The sequence below is a fragment of the Cellvibrio sp. 25HG11W-0 genome (genome assembly GCF_057815475.1).
Window position 1 is genome coordinate 269,093 of the sequence record NZ_CM174230.1, and the last position, 24,908, is coordinate 294,000.

Genomic DNA, 24,908 nt, shown 5'->3' on the forward strand with positions numbered 1-24,908 from the left:
CGTTGTGATTAATCCCCAAAAATTAATTGTTGTTATAGGTATGCATCGCACTGGCACCAGCCTTATTACGCGCGGTTTGCAGGTAATGGGTGTGGAGCTGGGCAATGAACTATTGCCTGCTATGGAGCAAGTCAATGCCAAAGGCTTTTGGGAAGATGCAGATATAAATGCGTTTAATATTGAACTTTTACATGCGCTCAGAAGTGAGTGGGATTTTTTAACCCCCATCACTTCTACAGATGTTGAGTCGCTCAAGCAGGACGGATATTTTTTAGCTGCAGTTGAACTGTTGCGTAAAAAAATAGGTTCCACTGCAGTATTTGGTATTAAAGACCCGCGTATCGCCAAGCTTTTGCCTTTTTGGCAAGAAGTATTTAACCATTGCCAATATGATGTGCATTACCTATTAACCATTCGTCACCCCTTGAGTGTCGTCAAGTCATTGCAAAAGCGTGATGGTTTCAGCGCTGAGAAATCCTATTTGCTCTGGCTTACGCATGTGGTAAGTGCTTTTCAGCTCGCGCAAATAAATACAATTCCCTTGGTTGATTATGATTTTTTTATGCAAAACCCAAGTGAAGAATTAAAGCGATTAGCTGATGTATTTGGCTTGGTGATTGATGAGCGTGAGCTGGAATTATTTTTAAAAGACTTTATCGACCCTGGGCTGCGCCACAGTATTTATGAGTTAAAAGATTTGGATCTAGATACAAGTTGTCCGGCGCTGGCGAAGGAGATCTATCAGGAGTTGTTGGCGGTGTCTCGTGGCACACAATCTGTGTCTGATTCTCGCTTGCAAACGCAAGTATTTAATTGGGTGGCTGCCATAAAGTTTGGCGAGACGGCGTTTACGCTGGTGGACTCTCTCAGTATATCGCTTGCCAATGGTCAGATTGAATACAGTATTTTAGAGGATGCTCTAGCAGAAAAGTTAAAGCTAATTGTCAATCTTGAGCAGTTTAATTGCGACTATCAAGACAAAGTTAATGAGTTGTTTTCTACCACCAAAGAATTAGATCAGCATATCGCATCGCTCAATAATGAGCTGACGTCTAGATCAGTTGAAGTAGATAAACTTTACGTTGCAACGCAAGAAAGAGATAGCCATATCAATAGGTTAGATGAGCTATTGGTGAGCAAGGATCTTGCAATTCAGACGATTGATGCCCAGTTGGTTGAGCAAGGAGTAATTGTTCTTGTTAAAGAGCAAGAAATAGACACTCTTTACTTGGCAACTCTAGAACGCGATAAGCATATTAAACTTCTCGATCAAAAACTTGCTGAAGCGAATTTAATTGTATCCCAGCATCAACAAGTGTTGCGTAGCCGCAGCTGGCGTTATACCAAACCTTTGCGCTTTTTTGTGCGAGTGTGTAAGCACGGATTACTGCAAGAAGATAAGCGTAGCTTGTACCAATTATTGCGCAGGGTGCAGGCTCTTTCTCCCGCACCTATACAGCGCTGCAATCGCTGGTTGTATCGTAAACTAGTACGCCCGAATTTAATTTCTCCCGGCGCTGAATTAGTTCGAGCGGGTAGTTATTCGAAGCTCGATGATGAGTGTGCAACAACTGCGCACGTGAAAACACCTATGGCAGCAAGTTCAGGCCGCGATTTTATTGTTTGGGGGGTTATTGATTGGCACTTTCGTCACCAGCGCCCACAGCAAATTGCACTTGCGTTGGCACAAGAAGGCGATCGTGTTTTTTATATTTCATCGAATCTGCAGTATGCAGATCAACCGAGCTTTTCTCTTGAGTCACTTGGCGTTAATGGGCGTTTGTTTCAAGTAAATCTCGCGCTTTCAACGGAAAAAGCAATTTATTATGCGGCGCCGACGGAGCGGGATATTGCAGACTTAAGTGCTAGCATAGGTGAGTTGCTGCTGAGTGTGAATAGTACCCATGTGGTGAATATTGTTCAGCATCCTTTTTGGTATCCATTGGCGCGCTTAGTGCCTAATAGCGATTTAATTTATGACTGCATGGACCACCATGAAGGTTTTGGTAATGTCGGTGAAGATATTATTAAATTGGAACATAGTTTATTTAGTGAGGCAGATTTAACCGTAACGACCTCTGCTTGGCTGGATGACATAGTGTCAAAATTCTCGCCGCACCGCGCTATTGTACGCAATGCGGGTGATTACGAACATTTTTCGCGTAAACCAGTAAGCATCTATCAGGATGCACAGGGCCGTAAGATTATTGGCTATTACGGTGCTATAGCTGAATGGTTTGATATAGCCTTGGTTGAAGTTCTTGCGAGCGAATTTCCTGACGCCTGTATTTTGTTAGTGGGTGCCGATACGGTTGATGCAAAAAGGCAACTCAAACACTGCAAAAATGTGGTCTTTACGGGAGAGGTTGCTTATCAAGTTTTGCCTGAGTATCTCTATGCCTTTGATGTGTGTTTGCTGCCCTTCCAAGTAATACCTTTAACCTTGGCGACTAATCCGGTAAAAGTTTATGAATACTTGGGCGCAGGTAAGCCGGTTGTTTGTGTGGACTTGCCTGAAATTAGTCAATTCGGAACCCTAGTAACTGCGGCAAAAAATCACAAAGAGTTTGTGGCGGCAGTTGCCCATGTGCTCAACACAGAAGATAGCGCTCAAGCCATTGCCGCGCGCCAAGAATTTGCACAACAGCAAACCTGGCATCATCGTGCCCGCGCTTTGGCGCAAGCCATAGATGATATGGCACCTAAGCCAAAGGTGAGTATCATAGTGCTCACTTACAACAATCTTGATTTAACCAAAGCTTGTTTGTATAGCTTGGAGCAATATACGCGGTACTCAAATCTTGAAGTGATCGTAGTAGACAATGCGTCAGCCGATGGCTCGCCAGATTTTTTACGCGAATGGGTTACTGGAGGTTCAAATCGAATTTTAATATTGAATGAGGATAACAAAGGCTTTGCTGCAGGCAATAATGTGGGCATCGTAGAGGCAACGGGCGACTATATTGTCATGCTCAATAACGATACTTATGTAACACCCGGCTGGCTCGGCACCTTAGTGAAACATGCGCAGCGCGATAGTTCGATTGGCCTCATAGGGCCAGTTACCAACAACATCGGCAATGAAGCAAAAATTAATATCGGCTACGCAACTATGGAAGAAATGCTAGCTGAGTCGCGCAAGTTTAATTTGCGTCACATAGGTCAGTTGACGTCTCTGCCTACCGCTGCTTTCTTTTGTGTCATGTTGACCCGTGAGGCTTACGAAAAAGTTGGTTTGTTGGATGAGGCTTTTGGTCGAGGATTTTTCGAAGACGATGATTATTGTCGTAGGGCTGAACAGGCTGGGTTGCGTATTGTGTGCGCGGATGATGTTTTCGTACATCATCATTTAAGTGCATCATTTAATAAGTTAAAAGCGAATGTTCGCCAAGAATTATTCGAAACGAATAAAGCGACCTATGAAGCGAAGTGGGGCGAGTGGGTCCCACATAATTATCGCCCTGGTGTTTTCTAGTATTTAAAATTGTTGTGAGTAAAAAGAAATGAAAATTATTTGTGTGGCGGGAACTCGCCCTGAAGCTATTAAGATGGCGCCAGTCATTTTGGAGCTTAAAAAGAATCCTGATTTTGATGTACGTGTATTGGCGACTGCACAGCACCGTCAAATGCTCGACCAAGTATTTGCGGTTTTTGGCATAGTGCCTGATATAGATTTGGATATTATGCAGCCGAATCAAGCGCTCACAACCTTAACTGCGCGCCTACTACTGAAGCTAGATGATGTATTAAAAACAGAGGCGCCCGATGTGGTCTTGGCTCAGGGTGATACTACCACGGTGATGACTGTCGCCATGGCCTGCTTTTATTTGCGCATTCCTTTTGGTCATATTGAAGCTGGGTTGCGCACCTGGGATATGGATAATCCATTCCCTGAAGAAATGAACCGTGTCATTGCCGGAAAGTTATCGCGCTGGCACTTTGCACCTACGCAAAGCTCTCACGATAATTTAGTGCGTGAAGGTGTGCCTACAGAACAGATTTGGATCACCGGTAATACCGTGGTTGATGCCTTGCAGTCTGTTTCTGCTGAGTTGCAAGATGTGGGTGTAGAGCTGGATGCAAGTAAACGTTTGATTTTAGTCACGGCCCACAGGCGTGAAAATTTTGGTGAACCCTATCGTGAAATTTGCCGAGCGGTGAAACATATCGCCGATCACAACAGTGATGTACAAATTCTTTACCCAGTACACCCGAACCCCAGCATTCAGTCTGTTGCATACGAATTGCTAGGCAATCATCCGCAAATTGTTCTTTGCCCGCCCTTGGATTACATTCCATTTGTAGGTGCCATGCAGCGTGCCTATATTATTTTGAGTGATTCGGGCGGTGTGCAGGAAGAAGCTCCTGCTCTAGCAAAACCGGTGTTAGTGTTGCGCCGCGAAACAGAGCGCCCAGAAGCGGTAGATGCCGGTGTAGTAAAACTGGTGGGCCCTGAGTTCAATGCGATAGTGAACGAATGCCAGTTATTGCTCGATGATGAGGCGGCCTATAAGTCCGTAGCGCGTGGGATTTCTCCTTACGGAGATGGCCATGCATCTGAACGTATTCATGAAGTCTTACGCAACTATTCATCGAGTTTGAAATAGTTTGAGATATGTTCGCTAAAAACCCGCTACGGCGGGTTTTTTATGAGCTGATATTTAATTATCAATGCATGCGGATTTTTATGTTGTTGCAGTAGGGGCCATTGCTCCTACAAAGAGGCGGCCAATCCTAAGGGTATTAATAATAAAGTGGTGCACCCGGCAGGGTGAGGTAAGCGTGTTGCAAAATGTATTTTGCGCGCTGCTGAACGCCGCTGAGCCTGCGAAGGGGCAGGCAATCCCGAGGGTATTAATAATAAAGTGGTGCACCCGACAGGGTGAGGCAAGCGTGTTGCAAAATGTATTTTGCGCGCAGCTGAACGCCGCTGAGCCTGCGAAGGGGCAGGCAATCCTGAGGGTATTAATAATAAAGTGGTGCACCCGACAGGGTGAGGCAAGCGTGTTGCAAAATGTATTTTGCGCGCAGCTGAACGCCGCTGAGCCTGCGAAGGGGCAGGCAATCCCGAGGGTATTAATAATAAAGTGGTGCACCCGACAGGATTCGAACCTGTGACCAACGGCTTCGGAAGCCGCTACTCTATCCAGCTGAGCTACGGATGCGTAATAAGGGTTACTAATTAATTCTCTGCGTCCTGCAGGTTTTAGCAGTGCTGCGCACTGCCGCTACTCCTTTCGCTGCGCTCAAGCCCTGCCCAACAACAAGTTGTTGGTCGTTTGCCTGCGCGCAAAACATGTTTTGCAAACGCTTGGCTCACCCAGCTGAGCTACGGATGCGTAATAAGGGTTACTAATTATCTCTCTGCGTCCTGCAGGTTTTAGCAGTGCTGCGCACTGCCGCTACTCCTTTCGCTGCGCTCAAGCCCTGCCCATCAACAAGTTGTTGGTCGTTTGCCTGCGCGCAAAACATGTTTTGCAAACGCTTGGCTCACCCAGCTGAGCCTTTCAGTCAGATGGGGATGCGTAATAAGGCTACTAATTATCTCTCTGCGTCCTGCAGGTTTTAGCAGTGCTGCGCACTGCCGCTACTCCTTTCGCTGCGCTCAAGCCCTGCCCAACAACAAGTTGTTGGTCGTTTGCCTGCGCGCAAAACATGTTTTGCAAACGCTTGGCTCACCCAGCTGAGCCTTTCAGTCAGATGGGGATACGTAATAAGGGTTACTAATTATCTCTCTGCGTCCTGCAGGTTCTAGCAGTGCTGCGCACTGCCGCTACTCCTTTCGCTGCGCTCAAGCCCTACTTTTGATACTTGGCAGTGCGAGGGCGCGATTCTACTTGTCTTGCGCGGCTGAGTCTATGTTGAATTATCGGGTGCTGGTGGAATCTGTGCCGAGTTGTTGTAGGTTGCGTTCGGTGGTGATCTCGACGGAGCCTAGGCTTTGGCTGATGGTGCCGAATTGAAAGTCGGTGATCATTTGCTCCAAACGTGGCATGCAGCGCTTGAGGTTGGTGTAGTGGCGAAAGTTGCTGAACCAGCTGGCGTTGGGTACGCGCGGTTGTTCTGGGTCTATTTCCCAGGGGTGCAGATAAAAAATTTGCGGTTTGGTTTGATTCAGGCTGGCGCGTTCGAACAGCCAGCGCGAGAGCGCGTAGGGGTATTGGCGAAAGTAGCCGCCGCCAGCTGCCGGTATGGCTTGGCCGCAAACCTTGGCGGTGGTCAGTGGGAATTCAAGCAAGCTGGCGCCGCTGCTGGTGATGATGCGGTAGGGTTCTTCGGGGCTGCCAGGTATGCCGTAGTTGTCGTGACGGGTTGGGAATATACTGGAATCCCAGGTGAAGCCCAGCTCCGCCAAAATATCGAGTGCCCAGAGGGATTTGCGCGTGATGGAGTAGCTGGCTGCGCGATAGCCGATAACGGGCGCTTGGCCGAGGTCTTCGAGTATCTGTTTGGATTTTGCCGTTTCTGCGCGAAATACCTCAGGTGTTTGTGCGTAGATGAGTTGGTGGCTATAGCCGTGCGAGGCGATTTCATGGCCTTGGGCACGAATGGTTTTTACCAACTCGGGGTAGCGTTCGGCAACCCAGCCCAAAATAAAGAAGGTGATTTTCAGGTCGCGATCAGCAAAAAGCTGCAGTAGTTTGTGGGTATTGGCTTCAACGCGCGACGGCCAGTTGTCCCAGTCGCTCGGTTTGATGACCTTGGCAAAGGCGGCGACGTGGTAGTAGTCTTCGACATCTACCGTCATGGCATGAGTAATGGTGGGTTTGTTGGTTGCCACGGCTGACTCCTTGAGCGGTGCTAATGACTGTTATGAGCGAAGATTTGGCGCTGGCTTAAAGCAAAACGGCATCTGCAGATGCCGTTTTGCGCGAGGCTTTCAAGTTTTGTTTAAGGCGCGTATTTTTTAAACCTTGTAATAATCGCGATACCACTTCACAAAGTTTTCAATGCCGACTTCGACCGTTGTTGTAGGTTTGTAGTCTACGTCTTCGATTAGGGCATCCACATCGGCATAGGTGTCGGGTACATCGCCTGCTTGCAGTGGCAGCATGTTTTTAATGGCTTTTTTACCCAGGCAATTTTCCAATATTTCTATGTAGCGCAGCAGCTCAACGGGGCTGTTAGAGCCGATGTTGTAAATGCGATAGGGCGCTTTAGAGGTGGCGGGGTCGGGTTTGTTGCCATCCCAGTTGGGATTGCTCGGCGCAACGTGATCGAGGGTGCGAATCACACCTTCTACTATATCGTCGATGTAGGTGAAGTCGCGGCGATGATTACCGTAGTTGAAAACATCAATAGGCTCGCCCGCGAGGATCTTTTTGGTGAAGAGGAACAGCGCCATATCGGGGCGACCCCAAGGTCCGTACACGGTGAAAAAGCGCAGGCCGGTGGTGGGGATATTAAATAGATGGCTGTAAGTGTGGGCCATCAACTCATTGGCTTTTTTACTCGCGGCGTAAAGGCTTACAGGGTGATCCACGTTGTTATGCACTGAGAAGGGCATAGCGGTGGTGGCGCCATAGACTGAGCTGCTAGACGCGTAAATAAGGTTCTCGGTACCGAAGTGACGGCAGCCTTCAAGAATATTCAAAAAGCCGGTGATGTTAGCGTCGATGTAAGCTTGTGGGTTTTCTAGCGAGTAGCGCACTCCCGCTTGAGCGGCGAGGTTAACGACGCGGTCGGGCTTGTGGATTTTAAAGGCGTTATCAATGGCAGCCTTATCTTCCAAGTTGCAGCGAATATCGGTAAAGCCCGCTTGCGGCGTTAGGTATGCAAGGCGATCTTTCTTGATCTGCACATCATAGTAATCATTGAGGTTATCTATACCCACGACTTCATCGCCGCGCGCGAGCAGGCGCTTGGCCAAGGTGGAGCCAATAAAACCTGCAGTGCCTGTTACTAAAACTTTCATGGTGCGTCCTTAAAAATTACAGCCGTGCGTCAACCGCGTCTTTCGGCAAAATATGTTTAACATCAAAAAGTACATGTTTGTCTTTGCCCAGCGCGCGTATTGCAGGAGCGCCTAGGGCACGGAACTTGTCGTGGCCTACACACAGAATAATGGCGTCGTAGCTGGCCGCTTGGGGTGCATCTATCAAATCCAAACCATATTCATGCTGTGCTTCGGCTTTATCGGCCCAAGGGTCATAGATATGCACATTAGCGTGGTAGTCCTGCAGTTCGCGCACTATGTCGATCACGCGGGTGTTGCGCAGGTCGGGGCAGTTCTCTTTGAACGTCAGCCCCATAATCAGAATATTGGAATCTACCACATGGGTCTTACGTTGCAGCATCATCTTAATGACGGAGTCAGCGATAAAGGAGCCCATGCCATCATTAATGCGGCGCCCTGCGAGAATCACTTCGGGGTTGTAGCCCACTTGTTGTGCTTTGTGGGTAAGGTAGTAGGGGTCGACACTGATACAGTGACCGCCTACCAAGCCGGGGCGAAAGGGTAGGAAGTTCCATTTGGTGCCTGCTGCCTCCAGCACTTCAAGGGTATCTATATTTAAGCGTTTGAAAATCAGTGAGAGCTCATTAATAAGTGCGATATTAATGTCGCGCTGAGTATTCTCAATCACCTTAGCGGCTTCAGCTACTTTAATACTGCTGGCCTTATGGGTGCCTACCACCACAATTTTGCGGTAGAGCTGATCCACATAGTCCGCGACCTCAGGTGTTGAGCCAGAGGTAATCTTAATAATGTTGTGGACGCGATGTTCTTTATCGCCTGGGTTGATGCGTTCAGGGCTGTAGCCTGCGAAGAAGTCCTGATTAAAGGTGAAGCCAGAAACCTGTTCAATAATGGGCACGCAGATCTCTTCCGTGCAGCCGGGGTAAACAGTCGATTCAAAGACTACTATGGCATTTTTCCCAATAACGCGGCCGAGTAAGGCAGAGGCCTTTTCCAGTGGGGTTAAATCGGGTTGTTTGCTGTCGTTAATTGGAGTGGGAACAGTAACTATATAAACATCGCAGTTGGATATAGCTTTTTCATCGGTGGTAAAGCTCAGGTTTTTGGCCTCACTGAGTTCTTCCGCCGTCAATTCGAGCGTATGATCTACGCCTTGGCGCAGCGCAGCAATCCGGCCTGAATGTATGTCAAAGCCGATAGTTTCAATCGTTTTACCAAATTCCACCGCGAGCGGTAGGCCGACATAGCCTAGGCCAATGATACAAAGCTTGGGTTTGCTTGCGAACATGAGTAATTCCTTAGCGGGCGTCAAAATCCAGAGGGCGCCTAAGTTACCACATTTGTGGATTATTTTTATATTTCACAGGGTGTTTCAGCATAAAGCTTTGTCGTTTTTTGTCTTAGATTGCGCAGGAGTTAGCGGTCTGACAGGTTTCTGGCGCAGTGTTCGAGTTTTTGTCATAAAACTCGCTATAATGCGCCACTTAATTTCTAGGTCGGCTCTGTCGGTCAATGCTACCCATCAATGTGAAGGAACCGAGTTTGTCTTACATTCGTCTTAATAAGCATTACGTCCATATACCCTATTTATTTCTGGGTATTGCGGAGGCCCTATTGCTTGCCGGTTCAGCCTGGGCTGCGCAATGGTTGACGGCTAGTGCAGAGCTTAGAGACACTGGGTTGGCTTTATTCGACTTTTCGTGGCTAGCGACTATCACCTTCGCTGTTCTTCTCAGCTGCTGTACCCTCTCGATGGGGGTATATATGGCGCTGGTGCGTGAAGGCTTCTCCAGCATGGTGTTGCGCACTCTGGTCAGCTTCTTTCTCCTTGGTAGCCTTAGTTTGTTTTTGGCTAACATCATCATTGGCAACGACATCATTTATCAGGGTTTTATTTTTTGGGGCGTGCTTTTAGCAACCGCCGCCGTCATAGCGCTGCGCTGGGTGTTTATTAAATTGGTGGATACTGACCAGCTCAAGCGTCGCGTGGTGATCTATGGTGCGGGAAGTCGCGCACAAAAATTGCTGGCCGATCTCGCACCTGAGCGCAATGTCTTGGGCGTACATATTGTTGGCTGCATACCCAGTGGCGACGAGGCAATAGTAGTTGATCCCAGTCTCGTCATGACTGAGCCAAGCGATTGGCTTAAGTTTGTGCGCAGCACCCAAATCTCTGAAATAGTGATTTCGCCTGATGAGCGCCGCCGCGGTAATGGTACTGCTTTTCCGCTCAGTCAATTTCTCGATTGTAAGTTAGCCGGTATTCCTTCAAGCGATGCGCTCAGTTTTTGTGAACGGGAGCTGGGCAAAATTGACATTACCTTATTACAGCCCAGCTGGATGCTCTTTTCCGACGGATTCAAGTATTCACAAAGGCGCAACATGGCCAAGCGCGTGTTTGATCTGGTGCTCGCGTCTGCCTTTTTCCTTGTGCTCTGGCCGTTTATGTTGTTGACTGCCATAGCTGTAAGGCTGGAAAGCCCGGGTAATATTCTTTATCACCAAGTAAGAGTAGGATTGAACGGCAAAACTTTCCGCATCTACAAGTTTCGCAGTATGCGTCAGGATGCGGAAAAGAATGGTGCTGTATGGGCGCAAAAGAATGATGCGAGGGTCACCAAGGTTGGTGCCTTTATTCGCAACACTCGCCTAGATGAATTGCCTCAGCTTTACAACGTACTCGCAGGCCAGATGAGTTTTGTTGGCCCGCGTCCCGAGCGCCCTGAGTTTGTAAGTGAGCTGACCGAGCAAATTCCATTTTACGATACGCGTCACAAGGTAAAGCCTGGCCTAATGGGTTGGGCTCAACTGAAATACCCTTACGGGGCCTCAGTAGAAGATGCAAAAAACAAATTGCAATACGATCTCTACTACACCAAAAACCACAGTTTTCTGATGGATATGCTCATCATGATTCAAACGGTTGAAATTATTTTGCTCGGTAAGGGCGTGCACTAACCAGTGCTTCCGGCAATTCTAGAATTTGTACACATTAAGGAGCAGAACCATGAAACTGATCGCAACCCTAGTGCACGGCTTATTAATCATCTTGGCATTAACAGCGTGTAGCAGTAATAAGCCGATAAAAATGCCGCCGGTAAGTGATGCCGGAATGCTCAGTGAATACCATATAGGTGTGGGAGATGATCTGCGCATTAACGTTTGGCGCAATCCAGAACTCTCGCTCTCAGTGCCAGTGCGCCCCGATGGCAAAGTATCCATGCCGTTAATTGGCGATATTATGGCTGCGGATCTAACCGCGACTGAGCTATCTAACAATATCGTTAAAAGCCTCAGCAATTTTGTAAAAAGCCCACAAGTTACCGTCATAGTCGCCAATCCCGCCAGTTCAGATTTCCAGCGTCGTGTCCGTATTACCGGTGCTGTGCGCAGTCCACAATCAATTCCCTACCGCGAAGGTATGACCGTATTGGATCTCGTCTTATTGGCCGGTGGCCCCAACGAATTTGCGTCTTCTAACAAAGCCAAGCTTTACCGCAAATTCGAAGGTCAAATTAAGGTGTACCCCATTAAATTGGATGATTTGATTAACGATGGAAAAGTTGAAACTAACTATCCACTGCAGCCTTCCGACATAGTCACTGTGCCGGAACGAGCTTTCTAAGCGAAAGAAAATGTGTTGCTAACGGCGACCGAGACAGGTAGTGGATGCTAAATGATTCAGCACAAGGGTAGAGTTAATTAATGGATAAAGTGTATCTAAAAGACTTGCTGGCAGCGCTGCGTGCGGAGTTAATCCGCTTTCGCTTTTGGTGCTTGATGTTGTTTTTGGGCGTGAGCTTTGGATTGTTAGGCTTAGGTATTATTTGGCCAAAAAGCTACACCACCAGTGCAGTGCTCTTTGCCGATGTAACCAATATTATCGAGCCGCTGCTTAAAGGCAGTGCTGAAGTCACTAAAATTGATCGCTCTGAACAGGCGAGTGAAATTGTCTATACCCGCAGTATCTTAATTGCTGTAGGTAAAGAAAGTGGCTTAATCACCAAATCAACACCCGATGAAGACCAGCTCAGGGTGGTGAATCAACTGCGCGGCAATATCGCTATTAAACGCGAACGTAATAACAATCACTTTCAAGTCAGCTTTGTCGCGGGCAATCCCGACAAGTCCTTTGAAGTCCTTAACGCAATCATCAATGTATTTATTGCCGATACCGCGCGTAAAAAGCGTGAAGAAAGTGTGGGTGCCTACAACTTTATTGATGCGCAAGTACAAACCTATAAAAAGCAACTTGAGTTTGCGGAAGAAAAACTCAAAGAGTTCAACTCACAAAATACCGATGGGTCGGAGGCTTCAGTTAGTGCGCGTCTAGCCAGCTTGCGCGATGAAATTGAAACACTAAAGATCTCTATCGAAGAGGGTTTGGCACGCGTAAATACCATAGAGGCCCAATTAGGTAATGAAGGCCAATATCTCAAAGCCAAGGGCCAAATTGATGAGTTAAAGGCTCGTCGGCAAACCTTAAATACACAGTTAGAACAATTGCTCTCAAGCTATGAAGAGAGTTACCCCGATATTATTTCCAAACGTGGACAGATCGCAGAGCTTGACCAAGCCATTGCTAAAATTCAATCCAGCGGTGAGGTTTATGGCTCAGGCGATCAAGTGCAAAACCCACTCTATGAAGAATTGCGCAAACAATTGTCCGACGCAGAAGTGACGCTGCGTTCAGAACGTCGTCGCATGCAATCATTAGAAGCACTTCGAGAGCAAGAGTTTGAACGGCAGCAGCGCATCGCAGGCAACCAAGCACAGCTTTCAGAGTTAACACGTGACTATGATGTAACACGAAAAGTGTACGAAGAAATGTTACAGCGCAAAGAAGCTGCGCGTCTTTCTATGACTCTCGACATTGAGGGCCAGGGTGTGAGCTATCGCATTCAAGAGCCAGCAAGTTTCCCACTTAAACCGTCAGGTCTAAACTTTATTCACTTTGCCATCATCGGTCCTATTCTTGGCTTGCTCTTGCCACTCGGTTTGCTGGTGCTCTATGTCATGCTCGATCCGCATTTTAGATCTGCGCGCAACCTACAGCTGCAAATGCCACCAGAGATTGAACTGCTTGGCGTGATTCCGCATTTCAAATCACCTATTGGTGAGCGACTACTCAAAAAAGATATGCTTATTTTGCTGGGCAGTTTCCTGCTGGCAATACTGGTTTATGTAGGCATAGCAATTTTCTGGCAAATTACTCGCGCTTAATTGATACCCTATAGGCACAAGATCATGGATATACACAAAGAAAAAAATCTTAGTCTCTTAAAGGAAGGGGTAGACTCCTTAGTAGAGTCGAGCGAGCAGCTGGTGAAGTCGGCGGTTATTGAGCACCGTAAGCGCGAGCAAATAAAAAATATGACGCCTCCTGTCTACTGGACACAAGAGGAGCTTTACGAAAAGAAAGTCATATTTACCGGTATGCGTCAGCGTGAATTACTCAATGCTTTTCGTGAAGTGCGCATTCGTTTGCTGCAAAAAAGCAAAACGGACAATATGGTATTGCTCGTCACCTCAGTGACGAACGAAGGAGGAGCGAGTTTTTTTGGATTTAATCTGGCGGCTACTTTTGCCTTAGATCAACATAAAACTGCACTCTTTGTCGACTGTAATCCCTATAGCAATAACACCTCAAAATATATAGCCGGCCCCGAGGTCGAACTGGGGCTTACTCAGTACCTTACCGACTATACAGTCCCATTAAAGCGCATTATCTATCCAAGCGGTCTTGAGCGCTTGCGTGTGATTCCATCAGGTGGCTCCAGTGAATCTGCCGTCGAGTTTTTTAATTCTAAGCGAATGGAAGTGTTTGTTGCGGAAATCAAAGCGCGCTATCCCGATCGTTTTATATTGCTTGATGCTCCTTCAGTTCAACAGTCTACAGAAGCGCGTATTTTAGCGCGCTACTGCGACCACGCATTGATTGTGGTGCCTTTTGGTAAAGCAGTAACTAACGAAGTTCTTGCAGCAGTAGATGCAGTAGGTAAGGAAAAGTTTGCGGGTTTAGTATTTAACAACTAAGCACTTCACGGATAATCGCTAACAGCTGGGCAGCTTATGGAAACTCAACTTTTTTTGCGCAAAATTGTCAGCTTGGCTACAGTGGCTTTAGTGTCGCCTGCGCTGCATGCCGAGAACGGTTTGTCAGGAAAGATTTATGGTCTGGCTGGTTCATCGGACAATGCCTATAAGTCTCCGACAACCTTGTTAGATGAGCGACAAGATGAGTATGGGCTAACATTGAGCGGCGAATACACCAACGCACTCATAGAATTTATAGCCGACTACAATGCCAATGAGCGGCGTTTCAGCGAAGACTCTCAAATAAATAAAAGCACACTGGACGGCAGTTCAACACTTGTTATTGGTAAAGAACACCAGCCGCTTGATCTCCACATAACACATTCCCGCACCACACTCCTAAAAGCGCCAGATCAAATAAACCTTACCAACAATCAAGATTCACGTGAGATATTTACTCTAACACCCAATGCGCGCTTCCGTATTAGCAGCGCAGATCAAGTGCAATTATCGGTTGATAGTACACAAGTGAAATTTCTTGAAAATGAGCGCTTAGATTCAACTCGTCAAGGTGCAAGCTTAATGCTCCTTCACGGCACCTCGGCAACACAAAATTTACAGCTTATGGTGCAAGCAACAGAAATCAACTTCGAAACCCTAAGCGAATTTAACTATACCTCGCGCAAAGCCATGCTCGGTTATGCGGTACAACTACGTAAGCTAGGCTACCGAATCGAGCTGGGTTACAACCAAAGCGACCCCGAAATAGGCTTCACCGAAACCTCACCTGCCTATAGCCTCAATATAAGTTACAAAACGGGGCTGTATGATTTCGAATTAATGAGCTCTGAAACCATAACCGATACATCCTTAGGTAATGGCAATCAGCCTTCACTCACAAATTTGCCAACCAGCGATGGGTCTGGTGGCGCACTAGGCTTAATTAAGCGTCAAGATAATCAAGCAAGTTGGAATGCTGCCTCTCTTTGTTTCAAATGTGATTTAACTGCAACGGTTTTTTTACAGCAGGATGATTACATCAATGATGTAAAACAACAAAAATCAACAGGTGGCAGTTTAACGTTTGGCTATTCGTTCACCAAAGCATCCGCGATTAATGTGAAATATACCCAAAGTAAATTTGTATTCAGTGGTGCAGATTTAGGGCGTGACTACGATTCTACTATTGCCAGTGCGGAATATAGTTATACGTTTATGGGATCACTTGCTTTGCGTCTTATGGTTGAAGACGAGGACCGTAGCAGCGAAAACCTTGACGCTGAATACAGTGAAAGATTTGTAGGGGTAGGAATAAGTTATAGTTTTTAACACATAGCTAAAGAGCAGCAGCCTATGTCGTTGGCTGGTTTGTTCGGCCAGAATAAAGTGGTAAAAAGATTAATAGAGTAGTGAAAAATTGTTGGTTGGAATATCTATAGTAAATAAGTTTTGGGAATCGTGCCGCCACAGGCATTAACAATAGTCATTAAAAAAAGAGAATGGGTGCACCCATGAAAAAAATACTCATACTAATTGCAATAACCTTAAATATTTTTGTAGTGGGTTGTAGTGATAAACAAAAAGAACACAAAGTAGAGGCTGAACGTCACCTCACCTCAGGTAAGGTCTATCAGAGCCAAGGTCAGCTAACGCCCGCCATGCAAGAGGCGAAAAGTGCCATTCAATTGCAGCCCGAGGCAGCAGATGGCTACCTCTTGCTCGCCAAAATCTACAACCAAATTGGTGCCTACGTAGCTACGCAAAATATGCTGAGTAAAGTAGTAGAAAAGCAACCAGTAGTAGCGACTGAATTAGCAGAGGCCTATGTTGCCACAAAAAAATACCGCACTGCCATCAATGTATTAAACGATCACTCGAGCGATGCACAAGGTGAAGAAGCTGCGCGTCAAATGGCCTTACTTGCGACGGCAAACATCTCTTTGGGCGATGATAATGCGTATACAGCGGCAATCGAAAAATACGTAGCAATGGGTGGCGCAGAGCATGAGAAAACATTTGTAGAGGTAAATTACCTGTTGGCCAAAGGCAAAATACAAGAAGCAGAAATTCTCTTAAGTGAGCTGGTGGCGGCGCAGCCAGATAATGTCAAATACCTAAGCCTATTGGGCAGTGTGAGTATCTTTTTACAGAAATTACCGCAAGCTGAAAAACATCTTACAACTGCGCTGAGTTTTTTACCTAAAACAGACATTATTACCGTGGAGCGCTTGCAGGTGCTTACTTCCCTTACGGACGCGCTCATACAGCAAGGTCGCACCAGTGAGGCTTATACCTACCAAAAAGTCATTGCGGAAGCCAGCCCAGAAAGTAACGCCGCACAACAGCGCTTTAATGAAGCGATGGAAATGTACCAGCAGGGAAAATTTGCTGAAGCAGAAGTGATACTTAACGAATTGCGCGAACAATTCCCGCAGGATAAAAAAACAGCAACGCTGCTCGGTATGGTGGAATATCAAAAAGGTGCTGATGACAAGGCATCAGATTTATTCGACCAGTTTATAGATCCAGAAACAGCTACACCCACCGTTATACAGGCGGCAGCTCTGGTTAAATATCGCAGCAACAAAATGGATGAGGCGCTCGAACTATTAAAAAATGCCACTGAAAACCAACCTAATAATGCAGCTATTTTGGCTACTTATGGTCTGGCCTTATTAGACCGCGACGACAAAAGCGTAGAGGGCGCGAGAGCATTAGAGAAAAGCTTAGCGTTAGACCCTAAACAGCAGCGGGTACGTATAGCCCTTGCAAAGCGCTATAAAGCGCTTGATCAGCCGGAGCAAGCACTTGCGCAACTGCAAAAGGCCTATGAGGCCCAGCCGCTGGACATTATGGTGCAACAAGTCTATTTGAAATCGCTTTTTCAAAATGACCAAGCCGATAAAGTGAAAGAAGAAATTCAAGAATTCAAAAGACAGTTTTCTGACAACGCGCGTGGCCCCTTTATGGAGGGGTGGTACTTTATGGAGCTGAAGGATTACGCAGCTGCCGAACAGGCTTTTGAAAAATCACTGAGCATGAAGTCTAACAGCGAAAAACAATTAGCCTTTTCTGGTTTGGCACAAATTTTCGAAATTCAAAATCAACCGCAAAAAGCGGTAAATGCATGGCAGCAAGCGCTAGCAGCAGATCCTGATATGACGGCGGCCTATGGGCGTTGGTATAAGATTATGCTCGAACTCAAGCGCGACAAAGAAATTGTAGATTTTCTGCAGGGGCTTGAAAAAACAAAGACTAACTGGCAGCCATCCGTTGTTCTTGCGCAGTTAATGGTAAATAACAAGCAATTACCAGAAGCACTCGCGCATATTAAAATTGCGTTAGAGCGTAGCGGTAATGCAAATCATGTGAAGCAAATTGCCGCTAGTCTATATCAGGCGCAAGCTATGCAGCATCGCGCAAAAAATGAATTGGGTGAAGCGCGTGTCAGCATGCTGGAAGCCATAAAACTCTATCCTGAAAACCCCGACTATCTCGCAAACCTTATTCAAATTGAACTTATTGATAAAAAGATTCCTGAAGCACAACGTTTGCTGGATGCATTTTCTACATCTGATAAAAATGAAGGCGCACGTTTATTCTTACAGGGTGTAATACGTTTTGCGGAAGAAAAGCCAGAAGAAGGTATTAAGCTGTTTCGTCAGTCATGGGGCGAAACGCCAACAGAAGGCGTAGCCGATGCAATTTACACCTACTATCAACGCAATAAAGAAGAAGCCTTAGCGCTTACCTTTGCTGGTGACTGGGTTGAAAAATTACCGAAGAGTGCAAAGGCAACTTTAATAAAAGCTATAGGTGCGCAAACGGCAGGTGATAAATCTGAAGCAAAAGAATGGTACGAAAAGGTTATAGCGCTTTCACCTAATATGGCGGTTGCTCTCAACAATCTCGCGTGGATGTATTATGAAGATAAAGATCCGCGCGCACTGGAAATGGCTAAAAAGGCTGCCAACTTGGCACCGAAGTCTCCAGAAGTATTAGATACCTATGGCTGGATACTCGTAGAGACAGGCGCGGTAGCTGAGGGTGTAAAAGTGCTAGAACAAGCGCAAGAGTTGGCTCCCGCGAATGAAGAAATAAAGCAGCATGTTATTGATGCAAAAAGTCGTCATTAAGCGCTAAGCGTAAACCTCACAAACGGCAACTCCAAAAGAGTTGTCGTTTGTTTTTATAGGGCAGTAAATATGTTGGAGCCGGCAGTGGTAGAACCTCCTAGCCTATTTCGCACCGCTGCCTGGATAAATGCGTGGGCGAAAATATGGGGAGATAATGCGGGTATTCAGGTTGTGGATATAGGCGCGCCACAAAATCCTATGCAACAACTGTATTTGTGCCGCAACAGGGTCAAAAAGGTTCTTCCTATTGTTAGTATGCATCTTATGGGCGTGGGATCTCGGCAGGTATCAACGCCGCGCGCCGAATATATAAATCTGCATTCTCTTCTAGCGCACTCAACCATAGAAAAGCTAGCGTCACGCTTAGCGCAACTACCTTGGCACCAATTCTTAATCCCTGATGTCATTCAAGGGTCGGTAGCGGAAGGGCATGTTTGGGCGCTCGCAAAGGCCTTGGGTGTAAAAGTGTATCGTGAAAAAACAGAAATAGCCTATAGGGTTGCTCCGGGTAGCTGTCATGAGTATTGGCAATCACTAGGGGCGAATACACGGTTGCGTTACTACAATCGCCGCACGTTATTAAGCAATCATGGTGCGATTTCATTTTCTCGATACTCCTTAAGTGAAGTGAGTGAGTTTATTTCACGGCTTAATAACTTTCATGTGGAGCGTTGGGGGCAAGCCTGCTATGGGGAAAAATCTATTCAGTTTATGACGTTATTTTTAACGGAGCTGAATCATCAAGGTGGCGAAATTATATTAGAAGCAATGAGGGTAGGTGGCCAAGAGGTTTCGCTATTGCTTGATATTGTATGGCAGGGATATAGGTACAATTTACAGTCAGGCTTTGTTGAAAACAAATACCCCAAAATAGCCCTAGGTGCACTCCACATGGGCTATGCCATAGAGGCAGCCTTAGCCCAAGGTTATGGTTATGACTTCATGGCTGGGCAAGGTAAAAATAGCAACTATAAACAACACATAAGTAACCTACAAACCACCTTGGTCAGCTATGCCCTAGAGCGAGGCCGAGTAAAACATTTGCGCAGTCTGCAACAACTATTGTTACGTAAAAGGTAATGTCGTGAGTTCAAAGTTTTCTTTAATCCTAAAAGGATCCGGTTTTAGAGTATTACAAACATTGGTTAGCATTGTTATCGGCTTGCTCATGATGCCTTTCCTGATTTCCACTTTAGGTAAAGAGCTTTATGGTTTATGGATTGTTATTGGCAGTATTGTAGGTAGTTACTACCTGCTGGACTTGGGTTTTAACCAAGCGGTTACCCGTTACGTTTCAAAATATATTCACCAAAATAATCCAGAGGGTGCCAACCGTATTATTAACACTTCGCTGGTTATCTATTCGCTGTTGGGGGTAGTGGTGTTAATTGCTTCTATTCTAGCTGCGCATTTTGGCGCGGCGGCGTTAATGGAAAATGCCCAGAACTTAACCCTTGCGCAAACCATTTTAATTATCACGGGCTTGTCTTTAGCCATTGAGTTTCCGGCTAAGGCCTTCCCCGGTATTATAAGCGCCTATATGCGCTTTGATTTTGTGGCCCAGGTGCGGTTAAGTAAAAGCATTATAGATGCGTTGCTAATTTATTATTTTATCTCCCATGGTTACGGCTTGGTGGCCATGGCCATGGTTACCTTTGTGACCGGTATTATAAGCACTGGCATCTATGTGAGTTTTTCTAATAAATTATTTAAAGAATTGCGTTATTCGCGTGAGTCTATAGACCTTTCAACGTTTAAAGATGTGTTCCACTTTAGTAAATGGGTTTTTGTAATAGACCTGGCGGCCCTGTTGCGCGACAAAATGGATATTTGGTTTATTGCCTTTTATATAAGCAATAGTGCCCTCACCGTATACTATGTGGCGGTTAGGCTGGTGGAGTATGCGCTACAGTTTTTGAACCAAGCCACCAATATTACTGGCCCCATATTTACCGAATACTACGCAAAAAATGAACAACAAAAGCTGCAGGGATCGGTGCTCATGTTTACTAAGCTCAACATAGCGCTGGGTGCCATTTTTCTCTCGGGTTTTTATCTATTGGGTATTAGCTTTATAAACTTATGGATGAAGGGTTCAGTTCCGGCAGCGGAAGCTTTTAGCTGTTTAATGATATTAGCGGTAGGGCGATTTTCCGCCTATTTTGTCAGCCCGCTCAATAGCTTACTCTTAACGATTAATAAGCACTCTATAGGCTCCTACATATCAATTGGTGAAACCATAGCCAGTGCTATTTTATGCTGGGTGCTTATTCCAAAGCTGGGCATAAATGGCGCTGCCTACGCCATAGCAATACCTAACTTAATTGCGCGGCTTATTGTGTTGCCGATATGTTGCAGAAAATTTATTAACATTGAGTTAAAGGACTTTTTATTGAGAGTCGTATTGTTGCTCTCACTTTCTATTGCACTAGCCTATTTTGCCAAAAGCTTTATTAGTAATCCTTCAGGTCTAACACTGGTAGATATGTTGCTATTTGCTGCACTTATTGCAGTTGTTCAAGTGGGTATTGGTGCTTTGCTATTTACGCGGAAAGAATTACTAATAGTTAAAAACCTATTACCCTTTAAGAAAAGTAAAAGCATAGGGTAATTAGCTTTACAATTTTTAAATCAATTGCCTGCACTGAATTTTTTGGTGAGGTTTTAGGGTGTTGATTGTTGCAGGACTAAACCATGCCAAGAATTAGTATTGTTATACCCGCCTATAATGCTGAGGCCTATATTCAGGAGACTCTTAAATCTATAGCTCTCCAAACCTATGAGGATTTTGAGTGCATCGTTATAAATGACGGCTCTACGGATACAACCCTAAACGCGGCGCTGGAGTTTGAAAAAAAAGACAAGCGATTTAAAGTTGTTTCAATCGAAAATAGCGGTGGCCCGGCAAAGCCAAGAAACATAGGTATAGCCGCCACTAGTGGCGATTATATTTGTATGTTCGACTCGGACGACTTAATGCACCCAGATAAGTTGGCGCTTTCGGTTGCAGTTTTGGATGAGCACCTAACTGCAGATATGTTGTTTACAAATTTTGCGTCTATTGATGAACAGGGGAAATTGTTGAAAAGTGATTACCTTGCAGACTATGAACTCTTGTGGAATATACTATCCATAGCGCCTAGCTTAGGTCATGCAACTGTCATAACGGCAGAAAGTTTATATGAGGGTGTGTGCAGCACCAATTTTATTGGTACCTCAAGTGTAGTGTTGCGACGCTCGGCACTCGGCGCGCGGAACGTTTTTAATGAGAGCTTGAAGAATTCTGACGACAGGCTATTTTGGATGCAGTTTTCAAAAAACCATAGCGGTGTTTTTGTTAATGAGGTTTTACACCACTATAGAATCCAGCCGGACTGTATTAGCCAGCGGGGTTTTCTGCGCAGGGGGCCAAGTAAAATAAAGGCCTTAGTTATAGCCCTAAATGAATGCGAAAAGCCAGCTATAAAAAATGTACTAAAAAAGCAAATAGCTAAAGACTACTTGGGTTTAGCTTACGCGTACTGGGTGCAAAAAAAATATAAAGAGCAGGCAATCTATGCAAGTAAAAGCTTAAGTATTCGGGTTTCATACAAGGGGCTTAAGCTTTTACTTGAAGCGAAGGTATTTGGATTTTTTAAACCTTAGTGGGTGTAATAAGAGATGTTGTTATGTTAGAAGCTAGTAAACCGCGTTTTGCAATATTAGACCCGCTGAGGTTTTTGGCGGCGCTCGCGGTGTTGTTTTATCACTACTCAATATACATAAACGAGTCGTTGGTGGCGTTGCAAAATACACTTAAGTTTGGCTATCTAGGCGTGAACTTCTTTTTTATGTTGAGCGGCTTTGTGATTATGGCCTCGGCGCAAAACAGATCAGCGATGGAGTTTATTACTGCTAGGGCTCTGCGTATTTACCCTGCATTTATAGTATGCCTGTTGTTTACTCTGTGTATTGCTTGGTGGCTAAAAGGCGAGACAACACCCCTTGTGGCGGTGTTGGCTAATGCCACCATATTGAATGATTATTTCTCCATACCCAATGTGGATGGCGTCTACTGGACGTTACAAGCAGAACTCAAATTCTATTGCTGCATTTTTTTACTTTTGGCTACAGGCTTGTTTCAGTTTTGGCGATATTGGCTTAGTGCTTGGTTGATGGCAGCAATTGCTTATTACTTTCTGCATCAGCCATTTTTTTTAAGTTGGTTTATTAACCCCCAGTATTCGTTTTATTTTATTGGTGGTATCTGCGCTTATCTAATTAATAAAAATAATACTGAAAGCTACATCAAATGGTTATTTTTGGTGAGCGGGTTGTTTGCTATGATCCTGGCGCGCGAGCAGACCAGCTATTTTATGGTGACAGTCGGTTTATTAGAGAGGAATCTTGCGGCTGGTTTGGTATTGCTGTTGTTTATGTTTTTTTATGGTTTGGCGCTGGGCTATTTTAATGTTAAAAAAACAGCCAGTTTTTTATTGCTCGGCTCCATCAGTTATCCACTATATTTAATACACAATCGAGCCGGAAAGAAATTAATTGATTATTTTTGGAGTGATTTAGGGTTGGGGGCAGTTGCTCTAGTAGTACTGATATTGATATTGACTTCGGTGTTTATTGTTAAATGTGAATTTTTTATAGTTGGCTTTACCAAGCGGCGATTTAAATTTCGATAAATAGATTTTATTTCAGAGGAACTATAGAGCTAAATTGAAATTTAGCTCTATAGTGTGATTAAACTTTATTTCGATTTTGTAGGTGCTGCGGGGCATATTTTACATATATGAATTTCATTTTCATTTATCATATTACCTAAGCTATCAAAGACGTATAAATAGTAAGATTTATTGTCTGAAAAATATGAGTCATCAATGGATATTTTTGTTGGACTCCAAGATAGTACTTTTACGATGGTGGGCGTTTTACAGGCTTTGTATTCGTGCTTATCGCAGATTTCAACTCGAGCTAAATTTTTAGATAAAACCACATTGTCATAAAACACTTCGTAATCACCACCTGGATCATGTGCTACATAGTAAGGCATTGTCAGCCATTCCATTTTATTTCCTGACTCTTCGGTAACTGCATCTTTAAAGTCAGCAAAAACCTGTCCATTAATTGTAATGCGACTTCTGCCATTCGCAGCTCCTGCTGGATTAGATAGTTGAATGTAGTATTCGGCTCTATACCATTGGTTATCAGAATAATTCGCTAGCCATCGTGTAGGTGTTTTTGATTCTTCATTAGCTTTTGAGTAGGTATAGTAAATACCGTTTTTATTGATTTCAAAGAATGTCAGCCCTACAGGTTGAACATAACCTCCATGATAGCCGCCGGATAATCGTGCTAGCTTAATGTTTCTAGATGGCACTCCAGTAATTGAATGAATTTTGAAATAGTAACTTAGGTAGGCTGTAGTTATTCCTCCAAGATTTTTTAACTCTGCAGTTGAGTTGAAGTTCCCATCGAAAAAGCGAGCCTTTCCGCTTTGAGTACCTGTGACAGCACTATCATTTGAGTAAATGGGAACTAAGCCGTGAGAGCTATCAAGAGACCAATTTTCCAAGTTGCTTCCAACGGCTCCTTGGTCAAAATCGTCATGAACAACTGTTAAAGGTGCGGTGCCAAATCTGCCATCAGGCGAGTTAAGATTGATGGTATTGGTACTGCTTGTCACGCTGGTCTCAGCCATAGAACCTAGAGGTATAAGCGTAAGGAATGCTATTAGTATTTTGTTCACAACATCTGTGCCTCAGGTAGTTAGATACGATAAGAAAAGTGTAGCAGTTTAGTTTTTAAGCAAAGGAATGAAAGGTTATTAAAACTCATTTTTTGGACTGATTACGTTTTTAGGTGATCGCTTAATCGACGGTTTTTATCTTATAACTTTATGGTTAATTAGTTCTAGAATTAGCCCTGTAGCTCTACCTAACATAAAAGGCCAAGATATCAGATACATCCTAAGGTATGTAATTAGGTTCTTTTGAGGTTTTTTCTTAAGTCTTTGTATGCTAAACGCTAGCGGTATTAGTGAAAATAGAGTCAAACTCAATACTGATAAAATAGTATTTGGTGTTAAAAGGCTTAGTAGGCTTATAAATAATATTCCTATCCAAAAGATAGTAATAAAAACTAGCTTGTCGCCAAGAACCCCATGTGCTTTTAGTTGGCTCGTCGCATGCCATAATTGTTTTTTGAACACTGAGGCTAAAGTTTTTGGATATCCGAGGTGAATCACACTATGTTTTCCTTCATTAATTACAACATAATTACTTTTAACTACTCTTTTTGATAGATCATCATCTTCTGCAGTTATTAGTTTTTCATTAAATCCCTTTAGCTCAAGAAAAAGCTTTTTTCTTATTGAAAAGTTTCCACCTGGCAGCGCTTTATTTTGTATCCGATAGTCGGCAGATTTTATTGGTGCCAATGTTGTTTCTATCCAATTTCCATTTTTTGGACTTAATACGCTCCCACCATATGCTCCTACAGCAGTATCTTCGTATGTTTCTATTAATCGTTCAATCCAATTCTCGGAAATAATACAGTCACCGTCTACAAAAGAAAGAATTGAGAAATTTGCATAAGATGCGCCAATGTTTCTAGTCGCGGCTGGATTATTTGGTGTATTACATAAATATACAGATACATTAAATTTTGATGCTATCTCCAAAGTTTTATCTGTCGAGTTGTTATCTACCAAAATTATCTCAACGGGTATGGCAGAGCCCTTTGATACATATTCAATTTTTGAAAGGCAGAGCTGAATATAGTTCTCTTCATTATGTGTGGGAACTATAAATGATATTCCTAGCATTTTT

Annotated in this window: 17 protein-coding genes and 1 tRNA gene; 12 read left to right on the top strand and 6 right to left on the bottom strand. The window is 44.7% G+C overall.

The annotated features are described in order from the left end of the window. Nucleotides 1-4: 4 nt before the first annotated feature. Nucleotides 5-3,475: a glycosyltransferase gene (locus AC0KUT_RS01190; RefSeq protein ID WP_488832867.1), complete on the top strand. Its 3,471-nt coding sequence runs from the start codon at nt 5-7 to the stop codon at nt 3,473-3,475. Between the two features lie 28 nt (nt 3,476-3,503). Beyond that, nucleotides 3,504-4,607 carry a non-hydrolyzing UDP-N-acetylglucosamine 2-epimerase gene (gene wecB / locus AC0KUT_RS01195; protein ID WP_488832869.1) on the top strand — a complete coding sequence of 368 codons (1,104 nt, stop codon included), beginning with the start codon at nt 3,504-3,506 and terminating at the stop codon, nt 4,605-4,607. A gap of 481 nt (nt 4,608-5,088) precedes the next feature. On the opposite strand, the gene AC0KUT_RS01200 is transcribed toward wecB, so the two are convergent. From AC0KUT_RS01200 to tviB, 4 genes are all read right to left on the bottom strand, one after another. Further along, nucleotides 5,089-5,165: transfer RNA gene (locus AC0KUT_RS01200), tRNA-Arg, on the bottom strand. A gap of 701 nt (nt 5,166-5,866) precedes the next feature. Continuing rightward, entirely contained in the window at nt 5,867-6,781 is a 915-nt protein-coding gene (locus AC0KUT_RS01205; protein ID WP_488832873.1) for an XrtA system polysaccharide deacetylase, read from the bottom strand. 126 nt (nt 6,782-6,907) lie between these two features. Continuing rightward, entirely contained in the window at nt 6,908-7,915 is a 1,008-nt protein-coding gene (locus AC0KUT_RS01210) for an NAD-dependent epimerase (RefSeq protein ID WP_488832875.1), read from the bottom strand. Nucleotides 7,916-7,931: 16 nt separating this feature from the next. Continuing rightward, nucleotides 7,932-9,206 carry a Vi polysaccharide biosynthesis UDP-N-acetylglucosamine C-6 dehydrogenase TviB gene (tviB, locus tag AC0KUT_RS01215; protein WP_488832876.1) on the bottom strand — a complete coding sequence of 425 codons (1,275 nt, stop codon included), beginning with the start codon at nt 9,204-9,206 and terminating at the stop codon, nt 7,932-7,934. 254 nt (nt 9,207-9,460) lie between these two features. On the opposite strand from tviB, the gene AC0KUT_RS01220 reads away from it, so the two are divergent. From AC0KUT_RS01220 to AC0KUT_RS01265, 10 genes are all read left to right on the top strand, one after another. Beyond that, nucleotides 9,461-10,876, top strand: a complete 1,416-nt coding sequence (locus AC0KUT_RS01220) for a TIGR03013 family XrtA/PEP-CTERM system glycosyltransferase (RefSeq protein ID WP_488832877.1) — start codon at nt 9,461-9,463, stop codon at nt 10,874-10,876. Nucleotides 10,877-11,006: 130 nt separating this feature from the next. Next, nucleotides 11,007-11,543, top strand: coding sequence for an XrtA/PEP-CTERM system exopolysaccharide export protein (locus AC0KUT_RS01225; protein ID WP_488835805.1), 537 nt, complete (start codon nt 11,007-11,009; stop codon nt 11,541-11,543). An 80-nt stretch (nt 11,544-11,623) separates the two neighbouring features. After that, the gene (locus AC0KUT_RS01230; RefSeq protein ID WP_488832878.1) at nt 11,624-13,141 is read left to right on the top strand and encodes an XrtA system polysaccharide chain length determinant; all 1,518 of its coding nucleotides are present in this window, start codon (nt 11,624-11,626) and stop codon (nt 13,139-13,141) included. A 24-nt stretch (nt 13,142-13,165) separates the two neighbouring features. Then, a complete protein-coding gene (locus AC0KUT_RS01235; protein WP_488832879.1) occupies nt 13,166-13,954 on the top strand; it encodes a tyrosine-protein kinase family protein in 789 nt (262 codons plus the stop codon). 36 nt (nt 13,955-13,990) lie between these two features. Then, nucleotides 13,991-15,283, top strand: coding sequence for a porin family protein (locus AC0KUT_RS01240; RefSeq protein WP_488832880.1), 1,293 nt, complete (start codon nt 13,991-13,993; stop codon nt 15,281-15,283). A gap of 182 nt (nt 15,284-15,465) precedes the next feature. Beyond that, nucleotides 15,466-18,090, top strand: coding sequence for a tetratricopeptide repeat protein (locus AC0KUT_RS01245; RefSeq protein WP_488832881.1), 2,625 nt, complete (start codon nt 15,466-15,468; stop codon nt 18,088-18,090). Nucleotides 18,091-18,174: 84 nt separating this feature from the next. Next, the gene (locus tag AC0KUT_RS01250) at nt 18,175-19,170 is read left to right on the top strand and encodes a GNAT family N-acetyltransferase (protein WP_488832883.1); all 996 of its coding nucleotides are present in this window, start codon (nt 18,175-18,177) and stop codon (nt 19,168-19,170) included. Between the two features lie 88 nt (nt 19,171-19,258). Further along, complete coding sequence (locus AC0KUT_RS01255; protein ID WP_488832884.1) at nt 19,259-20,701, top strand: oligosaccharide flippase family protein; 1,443 nt, start codon at nt 19,259-19,261, stop codon at nt 20,699-20,701. An 83-nt stretch (nt 20,702-20,784) separates the two neighbouring features. Next, the gene (locus AC0KUT_RS01260) at nt 20,785-21,735 is read left to right on the top strand and encodes a glycosyltransferase family 2 protein (protein WP_488832885.1); all 951 of its coding nucleotides are present in this window, start codon (nt 20,785-20,787) and stop codon (nt 21,733-21,735) included. Between the two features lie 23 nt (nt 21,736-21,758). Next, nucleotides 21,759-22,763 (top strand): acyltransferase family protein, encoded by a 1,005-nt coding sequence (locus AC0KUT_RS01265; protein WP_488832886.1) that lies wholly within the window; start codon nt 21,759-21,761, stop codon nt 22,761-22,763. Nucleotides 22,764-22,828: 65 nt separating this feature from the next. On the opposite strand, the gene AC0KUT_RS01270 is transcribed toward AC0KUT_RS01265, so the two are convergent. Beyond that, nucleotides 22,829-23,827, bottom strand: a complete 999-nt coding sequence (locus tag AC0KUT_RS01270) for a hypothetical protein (RefSeq protein WP_488832888.1) — start codon at nt 23,825-23,827, stop codon at nt 22,829-22,831. Nucleotides 23,828-23,962: 135 nt separating this feature from the next. Then, entirely contained in the window at nt 23,963-24,904 is a 942-nt protein-coding gene (locus AC0KUT_RS01275; RefSeq protein WP_488832889.1) for a glycosyltransferase, read from the bottom strand. Between the last annotated feature and the right edge of the window lie 4 nt (nt 24,905-24,908).